This window comes from Yersinia bercovieri ATCC 43970 (genome assembly GCF_013282745.1).
Taxonomy (GTDB): Bacteria; Pseudomonadota; Gammaproteobacteria; order Enterobacterales; family Enterobacteriaceae; genus Yersinia; species Yersinia bercovieri.
Map to the genome: position 1 here is coordinate 3,217,846 of NZ_CP054044.1, position 16,534 is coordinate 3,234,379.

Genomic DNA, 16,534 nt, shown 5'->3' on the forward strand with positions numbered 1-16,534 from the left:
ACAATGAAGTTGACGATGACGGATACCCCAACGACTGAAGATGTTGCAGAAATTATGGCGGGATTGAGAACCTTTAATCGTGATTTTGTTGGCGACAAGAGCCGCAAACCATTAGCTGTTTTTATCACCGGTGAGCAGGGGGAGAAGTTAGGGGGGATTACTGGCTATACATTAGGTAATTACCTGAGTATTGAATTACTGTGGGTGTCAGAGACATTACGCCATACCGGTGCTGGCAGTAAATTAATGCGGAGCGTAGAACAGGAGGCGCTACAGCGGGGATGTAAATTTGCCCAAGTCGATACATTCAGTTTTCAAGCACGGCCTTTTTATGAAAAGCATGGCTATCAATTGAAAATGGCACTAGAAAATGTCGTAGATGAGTATCATCGCTATTATTTGATTAAAAATCTGATTGGCTAGAGTGCCCTGCAAATAGGGTTAAATAGGTAGCGTATTATGATGCCAAAATGGCTATCTAATAGGCTACCGCTCAACTGAATTCAACCCCAATCAATGCACGATATCCTCAGAGTGACGGCTAGGTGCATTATTTTCTCTTGTTATACTCAAACTATCAATATTCAACTTTTAACGGAAGTTCACATTTTTACTGAGAGCATCTATAGGACTTAATCTCGTATTAGGTTAACCTATTTTATATTAAATTAGCTATTGTTAATGGGAATGAAAATGGCGGCCTCATCAAATAAAAAATTGTCACTATGGTCATTAACCTCACTTGTTGTTGGTTCAATGATTGGTGCCGGTATTTTCTCTTTACCTGCCACATTTGGCCGCGCCACGGGGGGCTTCGGCGCTATCATCGCCTGGATAATTGCGGGGGGTGGTATGCTGACACTGGCTTTTGTTTTTCAAACTTTAGCCCAGCGTAAACCGGATTTAGATTCCGGCGTTTATATTTATGCCAAGACAGGATTCGGTGATTATGCTGGTTTTGCTTCAGCTATCGGTTTCTGGTCTGGGGCGTGTATTGGCAGCGTCTCCTATTTTGTTTTGATCAAATCGACATTGGGCGCCTTTTTCCCGCTATTTGGCGATGGCAATACCCTGTCCGCCGTGTTAATTGCCTCATTAATTTTATGGAGTTTCCATTTTATGGTGTTACGTGGCATCAAAGAAGCTGCCGCGATTAATACCATTGCCACTTTCGCCAAGGTTATTCCGATATTTATTTTTGTCATCGTGCTGGCATTTGCATTTCATACTGATACCTTCGCATTAAACTTCTGGGGAACTCAACCTCTGGGGGCCATTGGTGATCTCAGCCATCTTGATGATTATGGTTATACGGGACATGCTGCATTAGAAATAGGTGCTGGTTCTGAGTCTCTCTTTTCGCAAGTTCGTAGCACCATGCTAGTCACGGTATTTGTTTTTGTTGGCATCGAAGGGGCGAGTGTATATTCCCGCTATGCCAAAGAGAGAAAACATGTTGGTATTGCGACGGTGTTAGGGTTTATTGGTGTACTATGCCTGCTGGTTTTAGTCACTATGCTATCCTATGGTGTGTTGCTGCGCCCAGACCTCGCGGCTTTACGTCAACCTTCAATGGCTGGTGTGTTAGAGCATATTGTCGGTCGCTGGGGGGCCATATTTATCAGTATTGGACTCATTATTTCGGTGATGGGCGCCTATCTCTCTTGGACGCTTTTGGCGGCGGAAGCACTCTATTCGGCCGCTAAAAGTAATATCATGCCTCGGGTATTTACGACTGAAAATAAGCGAGGTGTGCCCTCTGCTGCGGTTTGGATGTCGAATATTTTTATCCAATTATTCTTAATTGTTACGCTTTTTACTGAGTATGCATTCCAGCTCGCACTGGAGTTAACCAGTTCGTTGGTTTTGATCCCTTATCTGCTGGTTGCCGCCTATGGATTGAAATTAGCCTGGACGCGAGAAACCTACCCGACAGGTTCAGTTGATCAGCGGAAAGATTTTATTTTTGCATTGATTGCCACACTGTATGCCATATTGATGGTCTATGCTGGTGGTTTGAAATATATCTTATTGTCAGCGGTGATATACGGCCCCGGTACCGTGTTGTTTATTATCGCTAAACGTGAGCAGAATAAGCCAATATTTACCCCTATCGAGAAATGCCTTTTTGCCGTAGCCATTTTCGCTGCCGCTGTGGCGCTATATAGCCTGGCAACCGGAATAATTTCGGTGTGATCGGATGGTTAATGTCGATCTAAAAAGGGGGGTGATACATAATCAATTTTAATGTGTCAGGAGGATGCCCCTAACTTTACAATGGATGGGCTTGATCTATAAGTCAGACTACGACAGGATCGCGTTGGAGTGGCCTGCTATTAAGTTGGTTTTGGCGCGGTATTTAATAAAATGCAGCCAATAAAAAGTGCAAAATTTTAATGCACGGTCATGACAGGTGCGTATTCACCAGCAGGCATCAATTTGAAAAAACAACAAAATGTCACCAAAAATGGCGATTACCTGGCAGGGATTGGCGATGCGCAATTTGCGCTCGTGGTTTTACTAACAACATCATGTTTGCTGATTGCAATAACGTTGATTGTGATCCTATGGTTAATCTGACTTGCCATAGAAATTAGGGAGAATGTATGGATAAGGGCCTGTTTGATGACAATAAAGTCATTGCACTGATTGGTTTGCTGTTGGCCGCGTTGATTGTGGTTAGCACCATGTTTGTTATGACCTATATGGCTGATCGCCAGCGTAACGAAGCACAACCCATTGATGTGCAGAATTGCTACAAAAAGAGTTGATATTCGCCGAATAACGATGGGATAACTTCAGGCAAATAGCGGGGCCTTTGGCCGACTATGCCAGTTTCTGGTGAATGGCATGCAAGGGCAGTGCGATATTAAGATCAATATCCGTATTTTGCCTAAAATCATAGGGCGTTATGCCGTAACGTTTTCTGAACATATAAGTAAAGTGTGACTGAGAACCAAAGCCAAAGTCCAAAGCAATGTCAAAAATGGTGCTATCACTGCTTCTTAGTTGATAAACCGCACCTGCTAAGCGCCTCTCCCTAATGTACTTACCTAATGATATTCCGGTCACTTCTTTAAATATTTTCTGCATATGCCAAAGTGAGTAGCCTGAGTATACGGCTAACTCTTCGAGGTAGATAACTCGCCCTAGATGGGTTTCGACCCATTTACTGAGGGCGCAGACTAACGCGAGATGATTTTCTTGTGACATTATTTAGTCTGTTTTTTCAGGTTAGGAGTAGTGCAGTATACACAAGTTGAATCGAACAACACAAAACACCAAATTATCCGCTACGACACGAGATGGGACATAAAGAGTTTTCAGGGAGTATTTGCAAAAGAGTTTTCTGGTGCCATAGTAAAAGGGTAGTGTCATCTGGAAGGGGTGTATCCCGAGGGTAGAAGGTTGAGTTTGGAAAAATAGAAATTAAAAATGATGAGGTGATCGCATGTTGATAACAGTGATTATGACTCTGATAGCGGTTGTTGGTGTAACCGTTTTTCTAAAGATGCCAGTGATGGTCCTGCATAAAGGTAAAGGCGCAGGAGGTGATGAACTGTGAGATTAGGAATATTGTGAACGGCATAGATGCAATGATTTATCCCTAGAACCAGGTAACTGATGATAATCGTACCTGGTTTTTTTATATCCAACTCTTTGCAGCATGATGATAAGTCGTATTCCGACAACCTATTTTGTATATAATATAATCAATCCGCCAACTTATTTAGCGCCCAATACCATTAATCTCCGTTGATTAATGAGCCAGCGATAATTTTGATCAGTTGATCGTCAGGTGGTGATATGACACGAGAGGATAAAGAAATATTCTCGGCAGCATGATACTCTTACACGATATTACTGTGAAGGAATTACTGATGTCTGATATGTTCACTAATGACCAAGAACTGGTCTCTGATCTGGTTGCTTGCCAACTGGTGATTAAGCAACTTCTTGATGTAATTGATATTATCGCACCAACTGAGGTGCGGGATAAAATGTCACAGCAGCTGAAATCTATTGATTTCTCAACCCATCCAGCAGGTGCTGATCCGGTGACTAAACGTGCAGTTGAGAAAGCAATTGCATTGATTGATATGAAATTTACACAAAAATAGTTGATTAGCTATTTATGCTGAGTGATTTATCCGCATATAGCATGCAAATCAACGCTGCGGCGGGTATTTCCACCAGTAATGGGTAAAATAGTCCGCGGGTTAATAGCAAACCCGCAGATTGATTATTCAAATATGTTGTTACCTATTTTTTTCACTAATGGGCAGTTACTGACACCAATGAGGCCATTTTCGCCGTTTATAAATTGAGCGGTGACGATATTTCTGGCTGTTAGGTACTTACACTGTAAACCCAGGCCTGCCGCGTTCTTCTCACTACCGATAAGGACACCATAACCTGAAAAGAGTAGGCCAAGATATATGATTGCTGCTACCAAAAACAGTCTGAATAAACTCATGTAGTCACTCCATGTAATTAGTTTTACTTATTATGTTGTGCATATATTTAATATTTTAGCTTATAATAGTGTGTTAATTAATAGTAAAAATCCTAAATTATATTGATTTATAAGACGAAACAGTAAAAACTCTAGTTAAAGTAGTGTCATAGGGCGATAGTGACATTAGTAATTACATATTGGCTATAAATGGTTGATGTTCGATCCAGTATAATTTAAAAAAACAGTGAAGAAGGTGCCTGATTTGAACATAAAAAAACTTGTCGCAACGGTAGGGATCATTGCCGTTTGTTGCTTGTTTTATCTATTAGCCCTTGATAGCTATTGCGATCAAGGGGGAACTTTCGCAACGGGTATTTGTACTATTACTTCGATTATTCCATGGTAAGTGCTGCTGGCTACTCTTGTTATAGTTTCAGTACGTAACTATTTTTAACTGTTACCACTATTAACAGTTAATCGCCCTCTAGATTCACCTTTGTTGTGGGCAGAGTGATAAGATACTCTCTTCGTCACGCATGTAATAGGGGAGTCAATGTTAGAGACCAATATGGGCGGGCTAGGTGTCGTCCCAATCGCACTGTCACTGTTTACTGTCATTTTTTTCTTGATAGTTTGGTTCTTTTTGAGCCGTGCCAGTGTGCGAGCCAATGAACAAATTCATCTGCTGCAAGAGATGGTCGAACAGCAGAAACAGCAAACAGAGTTGCTTAAAGCATTATTAGTCAACGCCACTGGCAGCAGTGATGAGCAAAATGACAGTGATATAGTTTCTCCTCTCGATTTTAAAGGCTTTATTCCTGAGCGCTAAACTCATTTAGACTCTGGCGCTGCCGCAAGGACGTGTCAGAGTGATATTCAATCCAGTAGGCACTTGCCTATATTGAGTCGAGAGACCTCGCGCTTTTCCTCCTCCTGCAGATTTTAACGTCCTCTTTATCAAGCCGAAATAAACCGTGTTGACTGTCATAAATTTGTCTTATTTTCGCCGTAATGTAGCCAGAACTTTTTAAGATAACGGTGATTCGGATGATTAAATGGTATGAAGAGAGTGATAGTGAAGTAAACAGAAGCATTGCGTTGCTTACCGGTGAAGAACCAGATAAGTGGTATCCCTACGGTGGTATTAAAGGTAAGGATTACTGCAAAAACCCAATTGATGCATGGCCTATCATCTATGCCAATAAAATTGGCCTCTACTCGCCAGAAATTGATGATAATAATCAGTGGAATGCCCGAATCACTAACCCACGGGGCGAGTGGCAAGCTTATAGCCAAAGCCCATTGCGTGCGGCAATGATCTGCTATTTGTTGAGTCAGGAAGCTTAATTAACGATGCCACTTCGTACCCATATCGATAATTTTCAGCAAGAGTGAATACCCCTCGCGCATTAAGTGGCGGGAATAACAAACGGTAAGAAGTTCTTTAACGACTTTCGTGGAGCTGATGATGAAACGTATTATTAAAGGGGATTCAAATTTATCACATCTGGTTATTGCTCATGCGGCAATTGACCACCATCAAAAATCTTACGGCGAGCGGCGTCAGGGCTGGCCTTCAACTTATCTTATCCGCTATAAGAATAATCGCGTTGCGGTTGAAGTGGTCACCCGACGTCAGTCATATGTGGCCACATTGATGATTGGTGCCCGCAATCTGAGTAAGTTATGTGGCATGTCCGCAGTATAGCCCTGAATGAGAGTCAAACTCTCGACGGCTAGCATCAACAGGGGTTTATATAACGTAAACTGATTGGTGCCTCTCCTATCGTTCACTAACCACCTTTATCCTTGATGCAATCAGTTTTAAGTGTTAAAAAACCGCCGCAGATTCATTTATCAGGCACTGTTTACCACGCTAGTGGGGGATAGGTGCGGCAGAGGACAGGATGGAACAGCAGTTGCAGGATTCAACACTAAAACGCGGTTTAAAAAATCGCCATATTCAACTGATTGCGCTGGGTGGCGCAATTGGTACCGGGCTGTTTCTGGGGATCGCTCAGACCATTAAGATGGCCGGCCCCTCGGTGATATTGGGCTATGCCATCGGCGGCTTTATTGCATTTCTTATTATGCGACAACTGGGCGAGATGGTGGTTGAGGAGCCGGTTGCCGGCTCATTTAGTCACTTTGCTTATAAATATTGGGGCGATTTCGCTGGGTTCTTATCTGGCTGGAACTACTGGGCGATGTTTATTCTCGTCGGTATGGCGGAGTTGACTGCGGTAGGTATCTATATTCAATATTGGTGGCCGGAAATTCCAACATGGGTTTCTGCGGCAATATTCTTTGTCCTGATAAATGCTATCAATTTAGTGAATGTCCGGCTGTATGGTGAAACGGAATTCTGGTTCGCTATCATCAAAGTTGTCGCCATTATCGGTATGATAGTGTTCGGGGCCTATCTTCTGGCCTCTGGAACCGGTGGCCCGGATGCCTCTGTTACTAACCTCTGGGCGCAGGGCGGTTTTATGCCCCACGGTATTAGCGGTTTGGTGATGGCGATGGCGGTGATTATGTTCTCTTTCGGTGGCTTGGAGATGGTGGGCATCACTGCTGCAGAAGCGGAAGATCCACACCACAGCATCCCTAAAGCGACCAATCAAGTGGTCTATCGTATCCTTATTTTTTATATCGGTTCATTAGCGGTTCTGCTCTCCCTTTACCCATGGGGTAAGGTTGTTGAGGGGGGGAGTCCTTTTGTGATGATTTTCCATGCGCTGGATAGCCAACTGGTGGCGACTATCCTGAATGTGGTGGTCTTGACCGCGGCATTATCAGTCTACAACAGCGGTGTGTATTGCAATAGCCGAATGCTGTTTGGTCTGGCCTCACAGGGAAATGCACCTAAGTTATTGACCAAAGTTAATCGGCGTGGGGTGCCTATCTTGTCTATCGCGCTCTCGGCGCTGGCGACCTCTGCGGGCGTGGTGATCAACTATGTGATGCCTGGTAAAGCCTTTGAGCTGCTTATGGCGCTGGTGGTCTCAACACTGGTGATTAACTGGGTGATGATTTGCCTGGCTCACTTAAAGTTTCGTGCCGCTAAAGTGCAGGAGGGCACGGAACCACGCTTTAAGGCGCTATGGTATCCTTACGGTAATTACCTCTGTCTGCTGTTCTTGTCGCTGATTCTGGTCATCATGTACCTCACTGATGGCATTCAGATTTCAGTCTTGATGATGCCGGTGTGGATCGCGCTATTGTGGTGTGGTTTCATGCTGACACGGCGTAAACATAAGCGCTGTCAGATAAAAACTGATGATTCAAACATCGCCTGATGGGACTACGGCGCAGTTAAAATAGCCGGGCAATAAGTGATAGTGAAAGCCCGGCTATTTCGCTCGACAACTGATTCGCAGTGTTTAGATTATCAGCACTCAATTAAGTCAATTATCTGTTATGTGGCGGGCTTTAATACGCAATGTGGTTGCCCCTTTCTGGTGCGCTTAAGGTTAATTGAGATTAATTCTTAATTGCAGCATATAACCACTTTTATTATATGGCTTAATTGATTAAATAATGTATCTAATTAGAATTGCCAGCGCATCCAGGTAAAAAGCACATTTCCATTATTATAAGTGCCGGGGATATAGGTGGTTTGTAGCGAAAACTTATTATATTCAATAGAAAGAAGTGGCAAGGGTAATGGTATAGGAATGTAAAGATATTCATGACGTGCGGTAATACTGGCAGTAAAGCCCGCTCCGAAACGCCAGCCACTCATCTCCCCAGGGATCCACATTTTTTGATAGCCATAACCTATTATGGGTTCAACTTCATTATGCGAATCCATAAACACCATGGCATACACCGAGTGCCAGTTGTTATCTTCATCATAGCGATATTTACCATAGCCGATACCCCATGGACGCTCATTGTATGATGCTATCTTGTCAGCATCGTAAGTCCTGCGGTTATGCCACGTATTGAGTGGGATATAGAGCTCTTGCTCAGGAGAGTCCCAGGCGAGTGTGATGTTGTTTATCAGGCGCTGCCACAGGTTGCTGTTGTTCGCCTGTGGTTTAAGCTGCTGATCTATCGATGTCTGAGCCGGAGGATTGATATCCCCCGCCAGCGCAATTGAAACTTGGCCCCACCACAAACTACTCAGAAAGCAGCTGCTGATAATATACGTGTAATTCATAATTTAGATCTCTGATGCTGATAAGGCGAAATAAGACATCAATGCATCAGATAATCTATATGCCTATCAAAAGTAATGATGACTTATAAGTTGGTTTTAATTAAACAGAGGTTATAGCCCCAAACTTAAATGGTTCTATAACGAAAAGATGAAATACAATCTTAGCTTATGCGCTAGAGTAATTGCGTTTTAATTTAGAGGCATCAAGAAATATCTTAAATTATTGTTTCCAGCACAAATTGCCAGCAGAAGCTATCAAAATTCGTCAGATTAAGTTGACTAAAGTAGCGTGTTTTTTTATATATTTATACAGCTAATATAAAGTGGGTGCGCACCTTTCTGGTGCGTTCCGGTTCATCATTAATGAATAACTGCACTCTGATGACTCAATAAGAAAAACTTTGAGTCATTAAGTTATTCTCATTGTTGGTTATATTTTTACCTCTATTTGCCTATGGCAGGCTCTATTTTTTTCAGTTTGTGATAGTTGCCGCACAACCTTTTATGTCATGTCGAGAAATAAGATAGTTAGCTCTTCATGCGGGAGGCAGGGTCGATGATATAACCTGAGGTTAAGTAAGGGGTTAGTTATGTCGTATGAGGTGGGAATGGTCGTGAGCAGGGGAGAGCCAGTGGCTAGAGCAAAGAGTTCATATATTCAATTATTATATATTTAATGCTAATAAATTTTATACCAACACACTTTTGGTCATTTGCATAACATGGCAAATCATGAGGCATCTAGGTAAGCAATATTATAAAAATTGTTAGCTTAAATGTTAAAAACCAGCAAGAGAGCGGGATAAGACAGTATAAAAAAATAGAGCAGAAAATACGATGACCTTCAACAAAATTTAGCATATTTAAGCACTCTTTCTGAACAACAGATTCAAATATGTGCGACAGGTTCACCCTTGATTAAAAATGGCTTGCCATCGAATACAGAGTATGTGATAACGCATATGGGTAAAACGAGGTACAGTTCTGTATATGTGTGGCATTTTCAGTAAAGAAGTTCTGAGTAAAGACGTTAGCGTTGAATACCGCTTCTCTGCCGATCCTTATCTTAGTGCCTCAAGCAGTAACGACTCTAGTTTGTCTATGTAAACGCCTACGGGCGAGTTAAACAATCCAAAGGAAATACTCAAGATGGCAAAGATCAAAGGTCAAGTTAAGTGGTTCAACGAGTCTAAAGGTTTCGGTTTCATCACTCCAGCTGACGGCAGCAAAGATGTGTTCGTACACTTCTCTGCAATCCAGGGTAATGGCTTCAAAACCCTGGCTGAAGGCCAGAACGTAGAGTTCGAAATCCAAGACGGTCAGAAAGGTCCGTCTGCAGTAAACGTTACTGCAATCTAATCAGCTCTTTTGCTGTTAAAAACCCGCCTTTGTGCGGGTTTTTTCGTGTGTGCCGGGCATGCTCAGCAGCTCGGGGGTGAAAGTCCCCTGTCCAGCCTGATGGTGGCGAAGGACTAGTGAAGCGCAAGGGCGTCGTCGTGAGGCGGGGTCTGAAGGAAGCGTGGAGCAAAACCATGACCTGACGGACAGAAACCCGATATAAGGCCTACCCGACTGGCGGAGCAAGCATGTGATTGCGAAGGCCATAACCATCAAGAGCCGGGGTGGTAGATTGGGCAGGTGTGTGGTGAAAGCGGCTGAGCTTACCCCGGGAGGCCTGTCCGGCGTTCTGTATTCAGAACTGAGTGCATCGTAAGGTGCGCTGACCGGTGGACAGGAGTCAGCAGAGGGCATAGTAGGACGTGACGTCTGAAGGCCCGAACGGTAATGAGTGACGAGTATCAGCGGAGGTTCTGAACGGTCATGCAGCAGAAAACGCATCGCGGCCCTGAAGCCCGAAGAAGGGGTGAAGCCCCGGACGCCGGTTCCCGGGGGGCTGAAACCGGGCAGGCACCGACGACCAGAGAAAGTCCGTCGTCAACAGCGTGGCTGATGGAAGCCATCTGTGAACCCGTCAATCTCAGGCAAGCCCTGAAAAGAGTGAAGGCCAATAAAGGTGCGGCGGGAGCCGACGGCATGAGCGTAAGCGAACTGCCGGAGTACCTGAAACACCACTGGCCCGAACTGAAAGCGCAACTGCTGTCCGGCAGCTATCGCCCATCCCCTGTAAGAAGAGTGACCATCCCGAAACCCTGCGGCGGCGAACGTCTGCTGGGTATCCCGACGGTGGTGGATCGTTTTATCCAGCAGGCGATGATGCAGGTGTTGCAGATGCAGTGGGATGCGTCGTTCAGCGACAGCAGCTACGGGTTCCGCCCCGGGCGCTCTGCCCATCAGGCTGTGAAACAGGCTCATGAATATATTGGGTCCGGGTATCACTGGGTGGTCGATCTCGATCTGGAGAAGTTCTTCGACCGGGTGAACCACGATGTACTGATGAGCCGGATAGCGAAACGGGTGTCGGATAAACGGGTGCTGTCACTTATCCGCAGGTTCCTGAATGCAGGCGTGATGGAAGCCGGTCTGGTAAGGCCGGTGACAGAAGGGACGCCGCAGGGCGGCCCGCTGTCGCCGTTGTTATCGAATCTGCTGCTGGATGACTTCGATAAGGAACTGGAGAAACGCGGCCTGAAGTTCGCCCGTTATGCAGACGACTGTAATGTGTATGTGAAAAGCGAACGTGCAGGCAATCGTGTGATGGCGGGGCTGACGCACTGGCTGAGCCGTAAACTGAAGCTGAAGGTGAATGCGAAGAAGAGCGCAGTGGCGCATCCGGAGTCGCGTAAGTTCCTGGGTTACAGCTTCATAAGGGGCAGGAAAGTGTGGTGCGTGGTGTCGCCGGGATCGGTGAAGCGGTTCAAAACGCGGATAAGGGAACTGACGGGACGTAACACGGGCAGAAGCCTGGAGCAGCTAATCGAGCCGTTAAAGCGATATATGACGGGCTGGAAAAGCTACTACAGGCTGAACGAGTGGCCATCGCTGATAAGAGAGCTGAACGGGTGGATAAGGCGCAGGCTGCGGAGTGTCCTCTGGAAACAGTGGAAAACGGGCGGCAAGCGTTATAAAGAGCTGCACAATCGCGGGGTTAGCAAAGACCTCTCGGCGCAGACGGTGGGAAGTTGCCATAAACAGTGGCGGGTGAGCTGTAGCCCGGCGCTGAACATAGCACTTCCCAATAACCTGTTCGTCAGACTGGGCCTGCCAGAGTTATAGGAAGGCGACGATCAACATAACCGAACCGCCGTATACGGCCCCGTATGTACGGTGGTGTGGGAGGAGGCTGGTTGTGAGATCAGCCCCTATCCCGATTTGTTGGCACCACAACTCGAATCAGCTTATTTAGCCAGGATGATTAAGCCGGAATAGTGATTACGGCCTTTAATGCCGGGGTGGGTAGGGTCAATAGCCTGCTGCTGGCTGGTGCGGCGAAAACTGGTGTACTTGAAATGATGCTTATTGGCATCCGATTCGTCAGGCACTGTGGTGCATATAGTACAACCGCCGACCCGGTCAACCTGATGAATGCCCGCGCCACGCAATTGGTGCTCAGCGATGGCCGCCAAATTGAGGTGACGAAAGCGGGGAGAAATAATATTTTTTGCCAGCGGTAATCGGTTAACAAATTGCTCAACTAGCTCTTCATTGACCTCATAACAGCAGGAGCGCGCCGCGGGGCCAATGGCGGCCAGCCAATTAGCCGGATCGTCATCGCGGGCAATACGTTCCACCATCTTTAAGATAATGCCATCTAACAGCCCACGCCAGCCAGCATGGACCACCGCAATGCCTCTCCCCTGTCGATGACTGAAAATGACCGGCAGGCAATCCGCCGTCAATACCGTTAACAAAATGCCCGCGTGGGTGGTATAGAGGCCATCAGCTTCGCCACACTCTTGCCCAGGCTCTGTTACATCGACAATTCTGGTGCCATGTACCTGTTTTTTATTGGGTTGTGATGCCCGATAAGGTTGGAGGCTGTCAGGTAATAGCGCTAATTTATTGCCAAACCCGTGGCAGATGGTGGGGATTCGACTCAACTGGGGTGAAAAATCGATCATGGGCTTACCTAATAAGGAAAAAGTACGCCACACAGTGTAAACCGCTTTTGAATTGAATGACTAGTCGCCTTTTCTTATTAAGGTTGTGGTTCCACGGGCGAAACAGTGGCTTGCAACCGTAGAACGGCTTCTTTAGACTAACGACGCCTCCGCCGGTGATGCTGGCGGTTAATCATCTGTTATCTGGAACTCAACCATGTCTTATCAGTGCCCCCTTTGTCATCAAGCCTTGCTACCAAGCCTACAACAGTGGCGTTGCAGCAATAACCATCAGTTTGATTGCGCCAAAGAGGGTTACGTCAATTTAATGCCGGTGCAGCATAAAGGTTCGAAGCAACCGGGCGATAGCCCAGAGATGATGCAGGCGCGGCGGGCATTTCTTGATGCGGGCTATTATCAGCCTTTGCAGCAGCGGGTGTGTGAAATTCTGGATTCGGCATTACCGCTGGATGCGATCATGTTACTTGATATTGGTTGTGGTGAAGGCTATTACACCGCGGCGGTGGCCGATCAGTTAAATCGACAGCGCCAGATCTCTGTTTTTGGATTAGACGTGGCAAAAGTGGCCATTAGGTATGGCGCTAAACGCTATCAACAAGTGAATTTCTGTGTGGCCTCGAGCCACAGATTACCCTTTGCCAGCCACTCTCTTGATGCGGTATTGCGTATTTATGCCCCCTGCAAAGCGAGCGAGTTGGCGCGCACCGTGAAACCCGGCGGTATTGTGGTCACAGTTGCACCTGGGCCGCGCCATCTCTATCAGTTAAAAGCGCTGATTTATGCTGAAGTGCAACTGCATGATGATACTGAAGAGTCCCTGGAGGGTTTTGAATTGGTCAGCCGTGAAACGCTGAGCTATGAAATGAAGCTAAGTGGTAAGCAGGGTTTTAACTTATTGCAGATGACACCATTTGCCTGGCGCGCCGCCATTGAAACTGGGCAGGAGCTGGCCGCACGTCGCACATTTATCTGCGAAACAGATTTTGTTATCGCGCTACATCGCCGCAAAGCGGAAGTGTCTGCCGCAGAAATGCCAGTCGTTACGAGTGATGGCGAGTAAATAGGCTATTGCAGCTCGGCCTGAGCGCGTTTGGGCCGAAAATTATATTTAACGTATCGCCATTCATGTTGACTAGTTAAAGGCGCAATATAGCCTAATGCCATCTCACTTATAAAAATGATATTGTTTTTATAATATATAACAGTAGAGAAATACCCTGGTGTAGCGTCAGAAATTAACTTAAGTCAAATTTGTGGTCTTTTATATTTAAAATATCGTGGGGCTATTTTAGATCCAGGTTTCGCCAGGTTCGCCCACCAGATTCAGTCACTAATATTGAGGGGATAAACCTTATCTCTTCAGCAATTTTTAGTGCTAAATCAGCCACTTCTTGCTTGTTTAATGTGCCACTTCCGTAATTGAACTCTCCTTCAGGTAATTTATATATCTTCTCCCTGCCAATGAGACGGGTAAATCCCGCATCACTCATTTTCTTATTCAGAACCTCATAATCACCTTCCACTGCATTATGCAAAACAACACTGACCGTGAAGTACGGCATAGCTATTTTTCCAATTGATCAAAAGATATTGCTTATATATCACACTGGAGGAATGCATATTTTGACCGGCGTCTAATTGCTGGCAGGAGGATGAAAATAACCTTGCACAAAATATGCCTTTCGTGCGGGTTCAGGTGTTAGGGGGCGGTTTATGCCCCCAAGGGTTGCGGGCGCTTAGAGTGCGAACGATAACCGGTTGCGACCCGCGTGTTTTGCCGCGTAGCAGGCGATATCGGCCTGACGCATGGCTTGCGCGGCGGTTTCAACTTGTCGGATCAAGGGGACAGCGCCCAAACTTGCAGTGAAGGCATAGGATTGACCGCGCCAATGGAACTGAATGGCAGCAATATCGGCGACGACCTGCTCCAGAATGTCTGTTGCGGGTTTGTTTTTGCAATTAAATAGTACGATAGCAAATTCATCGCCACCTAAGCGGGCGACGATGTCATTTTCACGTACTGCTTGCTGCATGGTTTGGGCTACCATGCGCAGCACCATATCGCCCGCTTCATGACCTGCGGTATCATTCACTTCTTTGAAATAATCTAAATCGACATAACAGAGAATATGCTGTTCACTCTCGCCCAATTGGCTGATGGCATGGGTTAGCCGCTCTTCTAATCGTCGCCGATTAATTAGGCCTGTCAGCATGTCATGGTTGGCCTGATATTGCAGTTCGCGCTGTTCATGGCGTGCGCGGGTCACATCCTGGAATACCACCACGGCACCGGTGAGTTGGTTGTCACGATCGCGAATTGGTGAGGCTGAACAGCGAATCTCTTGTCGTTCGCCCTGACTCGAAAGTAGCTGACTCCCCTCCGGCAATAAGGTATGACGCCCCTCATTCAAGCACTGGTTAAAGGCCAGTAGATGATTTTTATCCTGTAGCGGGGACCATAAAATAAAGACATCTTCAATCGGCAGGCCGCAGGACTCATTCTGGCTACGTCCGGTCATCTCTTCTGCTTTAGGATTCATTAATACGACGCGGCCCTCACAATCGAGGGAAATAATTCCCTCCTGAATGGATGACAGCACCCGATGCAGCTGCTCACGCTCCTCATAGCGGGCCACTTCACTGGCACGTAGCGCATCTTCGCGCTGTTTTCGTTCACTCATGTCACGAATGATTTTGGCATAACCCAGTAGTTTGCCACTATGATCATGGACCACGGTAATGACGGTCACCGCCCAAAAGCGGGTCATATCTTTGCGAACTAACCAGCCTTCACGCTCCATTCGGCCAGTGGATGCGGCGGTTTTCAGCAGTTTTTCCGGCAGACCAGCCGCGATATCCTCAGGTAGGAAGAAACAGCCAAAATGTTGGGCGATGATCTCATTGCTGGCATAGCCGATATTGCGCTCTGCGCCGTGGTTCCAGGTGTTGACTCGCCCCCATGGGTCAAGCATTAAAATTGCGTAATCCTCAACGGTATCAACCATTAAGCGAAAACGTTCTTCACTGATGCGCAAGGCCTCTTCCCGCTGGCGGCGCTCTGTCAGGTCGCGGACAATTTTGGTAAAGCCCAATAGCTTTCCGCTGTCATCATGCATCGGGTTAATCGCCACACTTGCCCAGTAGCGGATACCATTTTTGCGCACATGCCAACTTTCGGTCTGGAAATTACCCTCAGCGGTGGCTTTGGCGAGAGATTTCTCCGGCAGGCCAGCAGAGATATCTTCCTGAGTAAACAGTAGCGCAAAGTGCTCACCAATGATCTCATCGCTGGTATAACCCTCGTTGCGCTCCCCGCCTTTATTCCAGGTAAGAATACGCCCATGGGTATCTATCATGTAGATAGCATAATCTTCGACTTCACTGATCAGGTGGCGAAACAGCTCTTCACTTTTACGCAGGGCGTTTTCCCGCTGCCACTTATCGGTTAGATCACGGGTCACATGCACAAAACCTTGCAGATTATTATCTGCATCATGCAGTGCGTTGAGGGTGAGATTACCCCAAAAGCGTTTGCCATTTTTACGGACTCGCCAGCCCTGAGTTTCATAGTGACCAAACTGATTGGCGTGCTGTAGCCCTTTGGTTGGTAACTGCCCAGCCAAATCTTCTGGGGTATAAAACAGTTCGAAAGATTGACCAATGATCTCTTCAGCGTCATAACCGGTATTGCGTTCTGCGCCACTGTTCCAGGTCAGAATATGTCCTTGGGCATCAATAATGTATATGGCGTAGTCATCTACGGCTTCAATTAATAGCCGGAAAATGTGATCGTCAAATGATGCTGGATGCAGAGCCATATCGGTATTTCCTTGAATTTTTACTCAGCACAGGGGGGCTGAACAGAACTATAGCCAGAAGCTTTAATCTGTT

19 protein-coding genes are annotated in these 16,534 nt (G+C 46.2%); 13 read left to right on the forward strand and 6 right to left on the reverse strand.

The features are described from left to right. Positions 1 to 3 precede the first annotated feature (3 nt). From HRK25_RS14520 to HRK25_RS14530, 3 genes are all read left to right on the forward strand, one after another. Positions 4 to 423 (forward strand): GNAT family N-acetyltransferase, encoded by a 420-nt coding sequence (locus HRK25_RS14520; protein ID WP_005278557.1) that lies wholly within the window; start codon positions 4 to 6, stop codon positions 421 to 423. Positions 424 to 693: 270 nt separating this feature from the next. Further along, a complete protein-coding gene (locus HRK25_RS14525; protein ID WP_032898757.1) occupies positions 694 to 2,196 on the forward strand; it encodes an amino acid permease in 1,503 nt (500 codons plus the stop codon). Positions 2,197 to 2,606: 410 nt separating this feature from the next. Next, positions 2,607 to 2,771, forward strand: coding sequence for a hypothetical protein (locus HRK25_RS14530; protein WP_005278549.1), 165 nt, complete (start codon positions 2,607 to 2,609; stop codon positions 2,769 to 2,771). A gap of 55 nt (positions 2,772 to 2,826) precedes the next feature. On the opposite strand, the gene HRK25_RS14535 is transcribed toward HRK25_RS14530, so the two are convergent. Next, complete coding sequence (locus HRK25_RS14535) at positions 2,827 to 3,213, reverse strand: helix-turn-helix domain-containing protein (protein ID WP_032898754.1); 387 nt, start codon at positions 3,211 to 3,213, stop codon at positions 2,827 to 2,829. 668 nt (positions 3,214 to 3,881) lie between these two features. Between HRK25_RS14535 and HRK25_RS14540 the strand changes: the two genes are divergently transcribed. Beyond that, the gene (locus HRK25_RS14540) at positions 3,882 to 4,121 is read left to right on the forward strand and encodes a DUF2766 family protein (RefSeq protein ID WP_032898752.1); all 240 of its coding nucleotides are present in this window, start codon (positions 3,882 to 3,884) and stop codon (positions 4,119 to 4,121) included. A 122-nt stretch (positions 4,122 to 4,243) separates the two neighbouring features. Here the strand turns inward: HRK25_RS14540 and HRK25_RS14545 are convergent, their stop codons facing one another. Continuing rightward, positions 4,244 to 4,477, reverse strand: coding sequence for a YobH family protein (locus HRK25_RS14545; protein ID WP_032898751.1), 234 nt, complete (start codon positions 4,475 to 4,477; stop codon positions 4,244 to 4,246). Between the two features lie 244 nt (positions 4,478 to 4,721). Here HRK25_RS14545 and mgrB point away from each other — a divergent pair, with 244 nt between their 5' ends. From mgrB to HRK25_RS14570, 5 genes are all read left to right on the forward strand, one after another. Next, positions 4,722 to 4,865 carry a PhoP/PhoQ regulatory lipoprotein MgrB gene (mgrB, locus tag HRK25_RS14550; RefSeq protein ID WP_071984948.1) on the forward strand — a complete coding sequence of 48 codons (144 nt, stop codon included), beginning with the start codon at positions 4,722 to 4,724 and terminating at the stop codon, positions 4,863 to 4,865. A 147-nt stretch (positions 4,866 to 5,012) separates the two neighbouring features. Next, the gene (locus tag HRK25_RS14555) at positions 5,013 to 5,288 is read left to right on the forward strand and encodes a YebO family protein (protein ID WP_005278539.1); all 276 of its coding nucleotides are present in this window, start codon (positions 5,013 to 5,015) and stop codon (positions 5,286 to 5,288) included. A 218-nt stretch (positions 5,289 to 5,506) separates the two neighbouring features. Continuing rightward, positions 5,507 to 5,806, forward strand: coding sequence for a phage protein NinX family protein (locus HRK25_RS14560; protein ID WP_005278535.1), 300 nt, complete (start codon positions 5,507 to 5,509; stop codon positions 5,804 to 5,806). A gap of 121 nt (positions 5,807 to 5,927) precedes the next feature. Continuing rightward, on the forward strand, positions 5,928 to 6,167 hold the full coding sequence (locus HRK25_RS14565; protein ID WP_032898748.1) for a DUF4060 family protein: 240 nt from the start codon (positions 5,928 to 5,930) through the stop codon (positions 6,165 to 6,167). Positions 6,168 to 6,366: 199 nt separating this feature from the next. After that, a complete protein-coding gene (locus HRK25_RS14570) occupies positions 6,367 to 7,758 on the forward strand; it encodes an amino acid permease (protein WP_005278531.1) in 1,392 nt (463 codons plus the stop codon). Positions 7,759 to 8,009: 251 nt separating this feature from the next. Here HRK25_RS14570 and pagP read toward each other — a convergent pair whose 3' ends face one another. Further along, positions 8,010 to 8,624, reverse strand: coding sequence for a lipid IV(A) palmitoyltransferase PagP (gene pagP / locus HRK25_RS14575; protein ID WP_032898747.1), 615 nt, complete (start codon positions 8,622 to 8,624; stop codon positions 8,010 to 8,012). A 990-nt stretch (positions 8,625 to 9,614) separates the two neighbouring features. On the opposite strand from pagP, the gene HRK25_RS14580 reads away from it, so the two are divergent. The 3 genes from HRK25_RS14580 to ltrA all read left to right on the forward strand — a co-directional run bounded on the left by HRK25_RS14580 (position 9,615) and on the right by ltrA (position 11,798). Continuing rightward, positions 9,615 to 9,731, forward strand: coding sequence for a DUF2627 domain-containing protein (locus tag HRK25_RS14580; RefSeq protein ID WP_002211058.1), 117 nt, complete (start codon positions 9,615 to 9,617; stop codon positions 9,729 to 9,731). Between the two features lie 42 nt (positions 9,732 to 9,773). After that, entirely contained in the window at positions 9,774 to 9,983 is a 210-nt protein-coding gene (gene cspE / locus HRK25_RS14585) for a transcription antiterminator/RNA stability regulator CspE (protein WP_002221949.1), read from the forward strand. Positions 9,984 to 10,445: 462 nt separating this feature from the next. Then, positions 10,446 to 11,798, forward strand: a complete 1,353-nt coding sequence (ltrA, locus tag HRK25_RS14590; protein ID WP_054872105.1) for a group II intron reverse transcriptase/maturase — start codon at positions 10,446 to 10,448, stop codon at positions 11,796 to 11,798. 122 nt (positions 11,799 to 11,920) lie between these two features. On the opposite strand, the gene pgeF is transcribed toward ltrA, so the two are convergent. Beyond that, the gene (gene pgeF / locus HRK25_RS14595) at positions 11,921 to 12,643 is read right to left on the reverse strand and encodes a peptidoglycan editing factor PgeF (protein ID WP_005272519.1); all 723 of its coding nucleotides are present in this window, start codon (positions 12,641 to 12,643) and stop codon (positions 11,921 to 11,923) included. Positions 12,644 to 12,839: 196 nt separating this feature from the next. Between pgeF and rlmA the strand changes: the two genes are divergently transcribed. Beyond that, positions 12,840 to 13,703, forward strand: a complete 864-nt coding sequence (rlmA, locus tag HRK25_RS14600) for a 23S rRNA (guanine(745)-N(1))-methyltransferase (RefSeq protein ID WP_032897048.1) — start codon at positions 12,840 to 12,842, stop codon at positions 13,701 to 13,703. A gap of 223 nt (positions 13,704 to 13,926) precedes the next feature. On the opposite strand, the gene HRK25_RS14605 is transcribed toward rlmA, so the two are convergent. Both HRK25_RS14605 and HRK25_RS14610 read right to left on the reverse strand, forming a co-directional pair. Next, positions 13,927 to 14,205 carry a hypothetical protein gene (locus tag HRK25_RS14605; RefSeq protein ID WP_032897046.1) on the reverse strand — a complete coding sequence of 93 codons (279 nt, stop codon included), beginning with the start codon at positions 14,203 to 14,205 and terminating at the stop codon, positions 13,927 to 13,929. A 174-nt stretch (positions 14,206 to 14,379) separates the two neighbouring features. Continuing rightward, positions 14,380 to 16,461, reverse strand: coding sequence for a PAS domain S-box protein (locus HRK25_RS14610; protein WP_005272516.1), 2,082 nt, complete (start codon positions 16,459 to 16,461; stop codon positions 14,380 to 14,382). Positions 16,462 to 16,534 lie beyond the last annotated feature (73 nt).

Excerpts from the sequence above, each read along its gene's own strand:
- HRK25_RS14580 (WP_002211058.1), top strand. The coding sequence starts at position 9,615 with ATGTGTGGCATTTTCAGTAAAGAAGTTCTGAGTAAAGACGTTAGCGTT.
- HRK25_RS14555 (WP_005278539.1), top strand. The coding sequence starts at position 5,013 with ATGTTAGAGACCAATATGGGCGGGCTAGGTGTCGTCCCAATCGCACTG.
- HRK25_RS14520 (WP_005278557.1), top strand. The coding sequence starts at position 4 with ATGAAGTTGACGATGACGGATACCCCAACGACTGAAGATGTTGCAGAA.
- rlmA (WP_032897048.1), top strand. The coding sequence starts at position 12,840 with ATGTCTTATCAGTGCCCCCTTTGTCATCAAGCCTTGCTACCAAGCCTA.
- pagP (WP_032898747.1), bottom strand. The coding sequence starts at position 8,624 with ATGAATTACACGTATATTATCAGCAGCTGCTTTCTGAGTAGTTTGTGG.
- ltrA (WP_054872105.1), top strand. The coding sequence starts at position 10,446 with ATGCAGCAGAAAACGCATCGCGGCCCTGAAGCCCGAAGAAGGGGTGAA.
- HRK25_RS14560 (WP_005278535.1), top strand. The coding sequence starts at position 5,507 with ATGATTAAATGGTATGAAGAGAGTGATAGTGAAGTAAACAGAAGCATT.
- HRK25_RS14540 (WP_032898752.1), top strand. The coding sequence starts at position 3,882 with ATGTCTGATATGTTCACTAATGACCAAGAACTGGTCTCTGATCTGGTT.
- HRK25_RS14535 (WP_032898754.1), bottom strand. The coding sequence starts at position 3,213 with ATGTCACAAGAAAATCATCTCGCGTTAGTCTGCGCCCTCAGTAAATGG.
- HRK25_RS14605 (WP_032897046.1), bottom strand. The coding sequence starts at position 14,205 with ATGCCGTACTTCACGGTCAGTGTTGTTTTGCATAATGCAGTGGAAGGT.
- HRK25_RS14545 (WP_032898751.1), bottom strand. The coding sequence starts at position 4,477 with ATGAGTTTATTCAGACTGTTTTTGGTAGCAGCAATCATATATCTTGGC.
- HRK25_RS14610 (WP_005272516.1), bottom strand. The coding sequence starts at position 16,461 with ATGGCTCTGCATCCAGCATCATTTGACGATCACATTTTCCGGCTATTA.
- HRK25_RS14570 (WP_005278531.1), top strand. The coding sequence starts at position 6,367 with ATGGAACAGCAGTTGCAGGATTCAACACTAAAACGCGGTTTAAAAAAT.
- HRK25_RS14525 (WP_032898757.1), top strand. The coding sequence starts at position 694 with ATGGCGGCCTCATCAAATAAAAAATTGTCACTATGGTCATTAACCTCA.
- pgeF (WP_005272519.1), bottom strand. The coding sequence starts at position 12,643 with ATGATCGATTTTTCACCCCAGTTGAGTCGAATCCCCACCATCTGCCAC.
- HRK25_RS14530 (WP_005278549.1), top strand. The coding sequence starts at position 2,607 with ATGGATAAGGGCCTGTTTGATGACAATAAAGTCATTGCACTGATTGGT.
- HRK25_RS14565 (WP_032898748.1), top strand. The coding sequence starts at position 5,928 with ATGAAACGTATTATTAAAGGGGATTCAAATTTATCACATCTGGTTATT.
- cspE (WP_002221949.1), top strand. The coding sequence starts at position 9,774 with ATGGCAAAGATCAAAGGTCAAGTTAAGTGGTTCAACGAGTCTAAAGGT.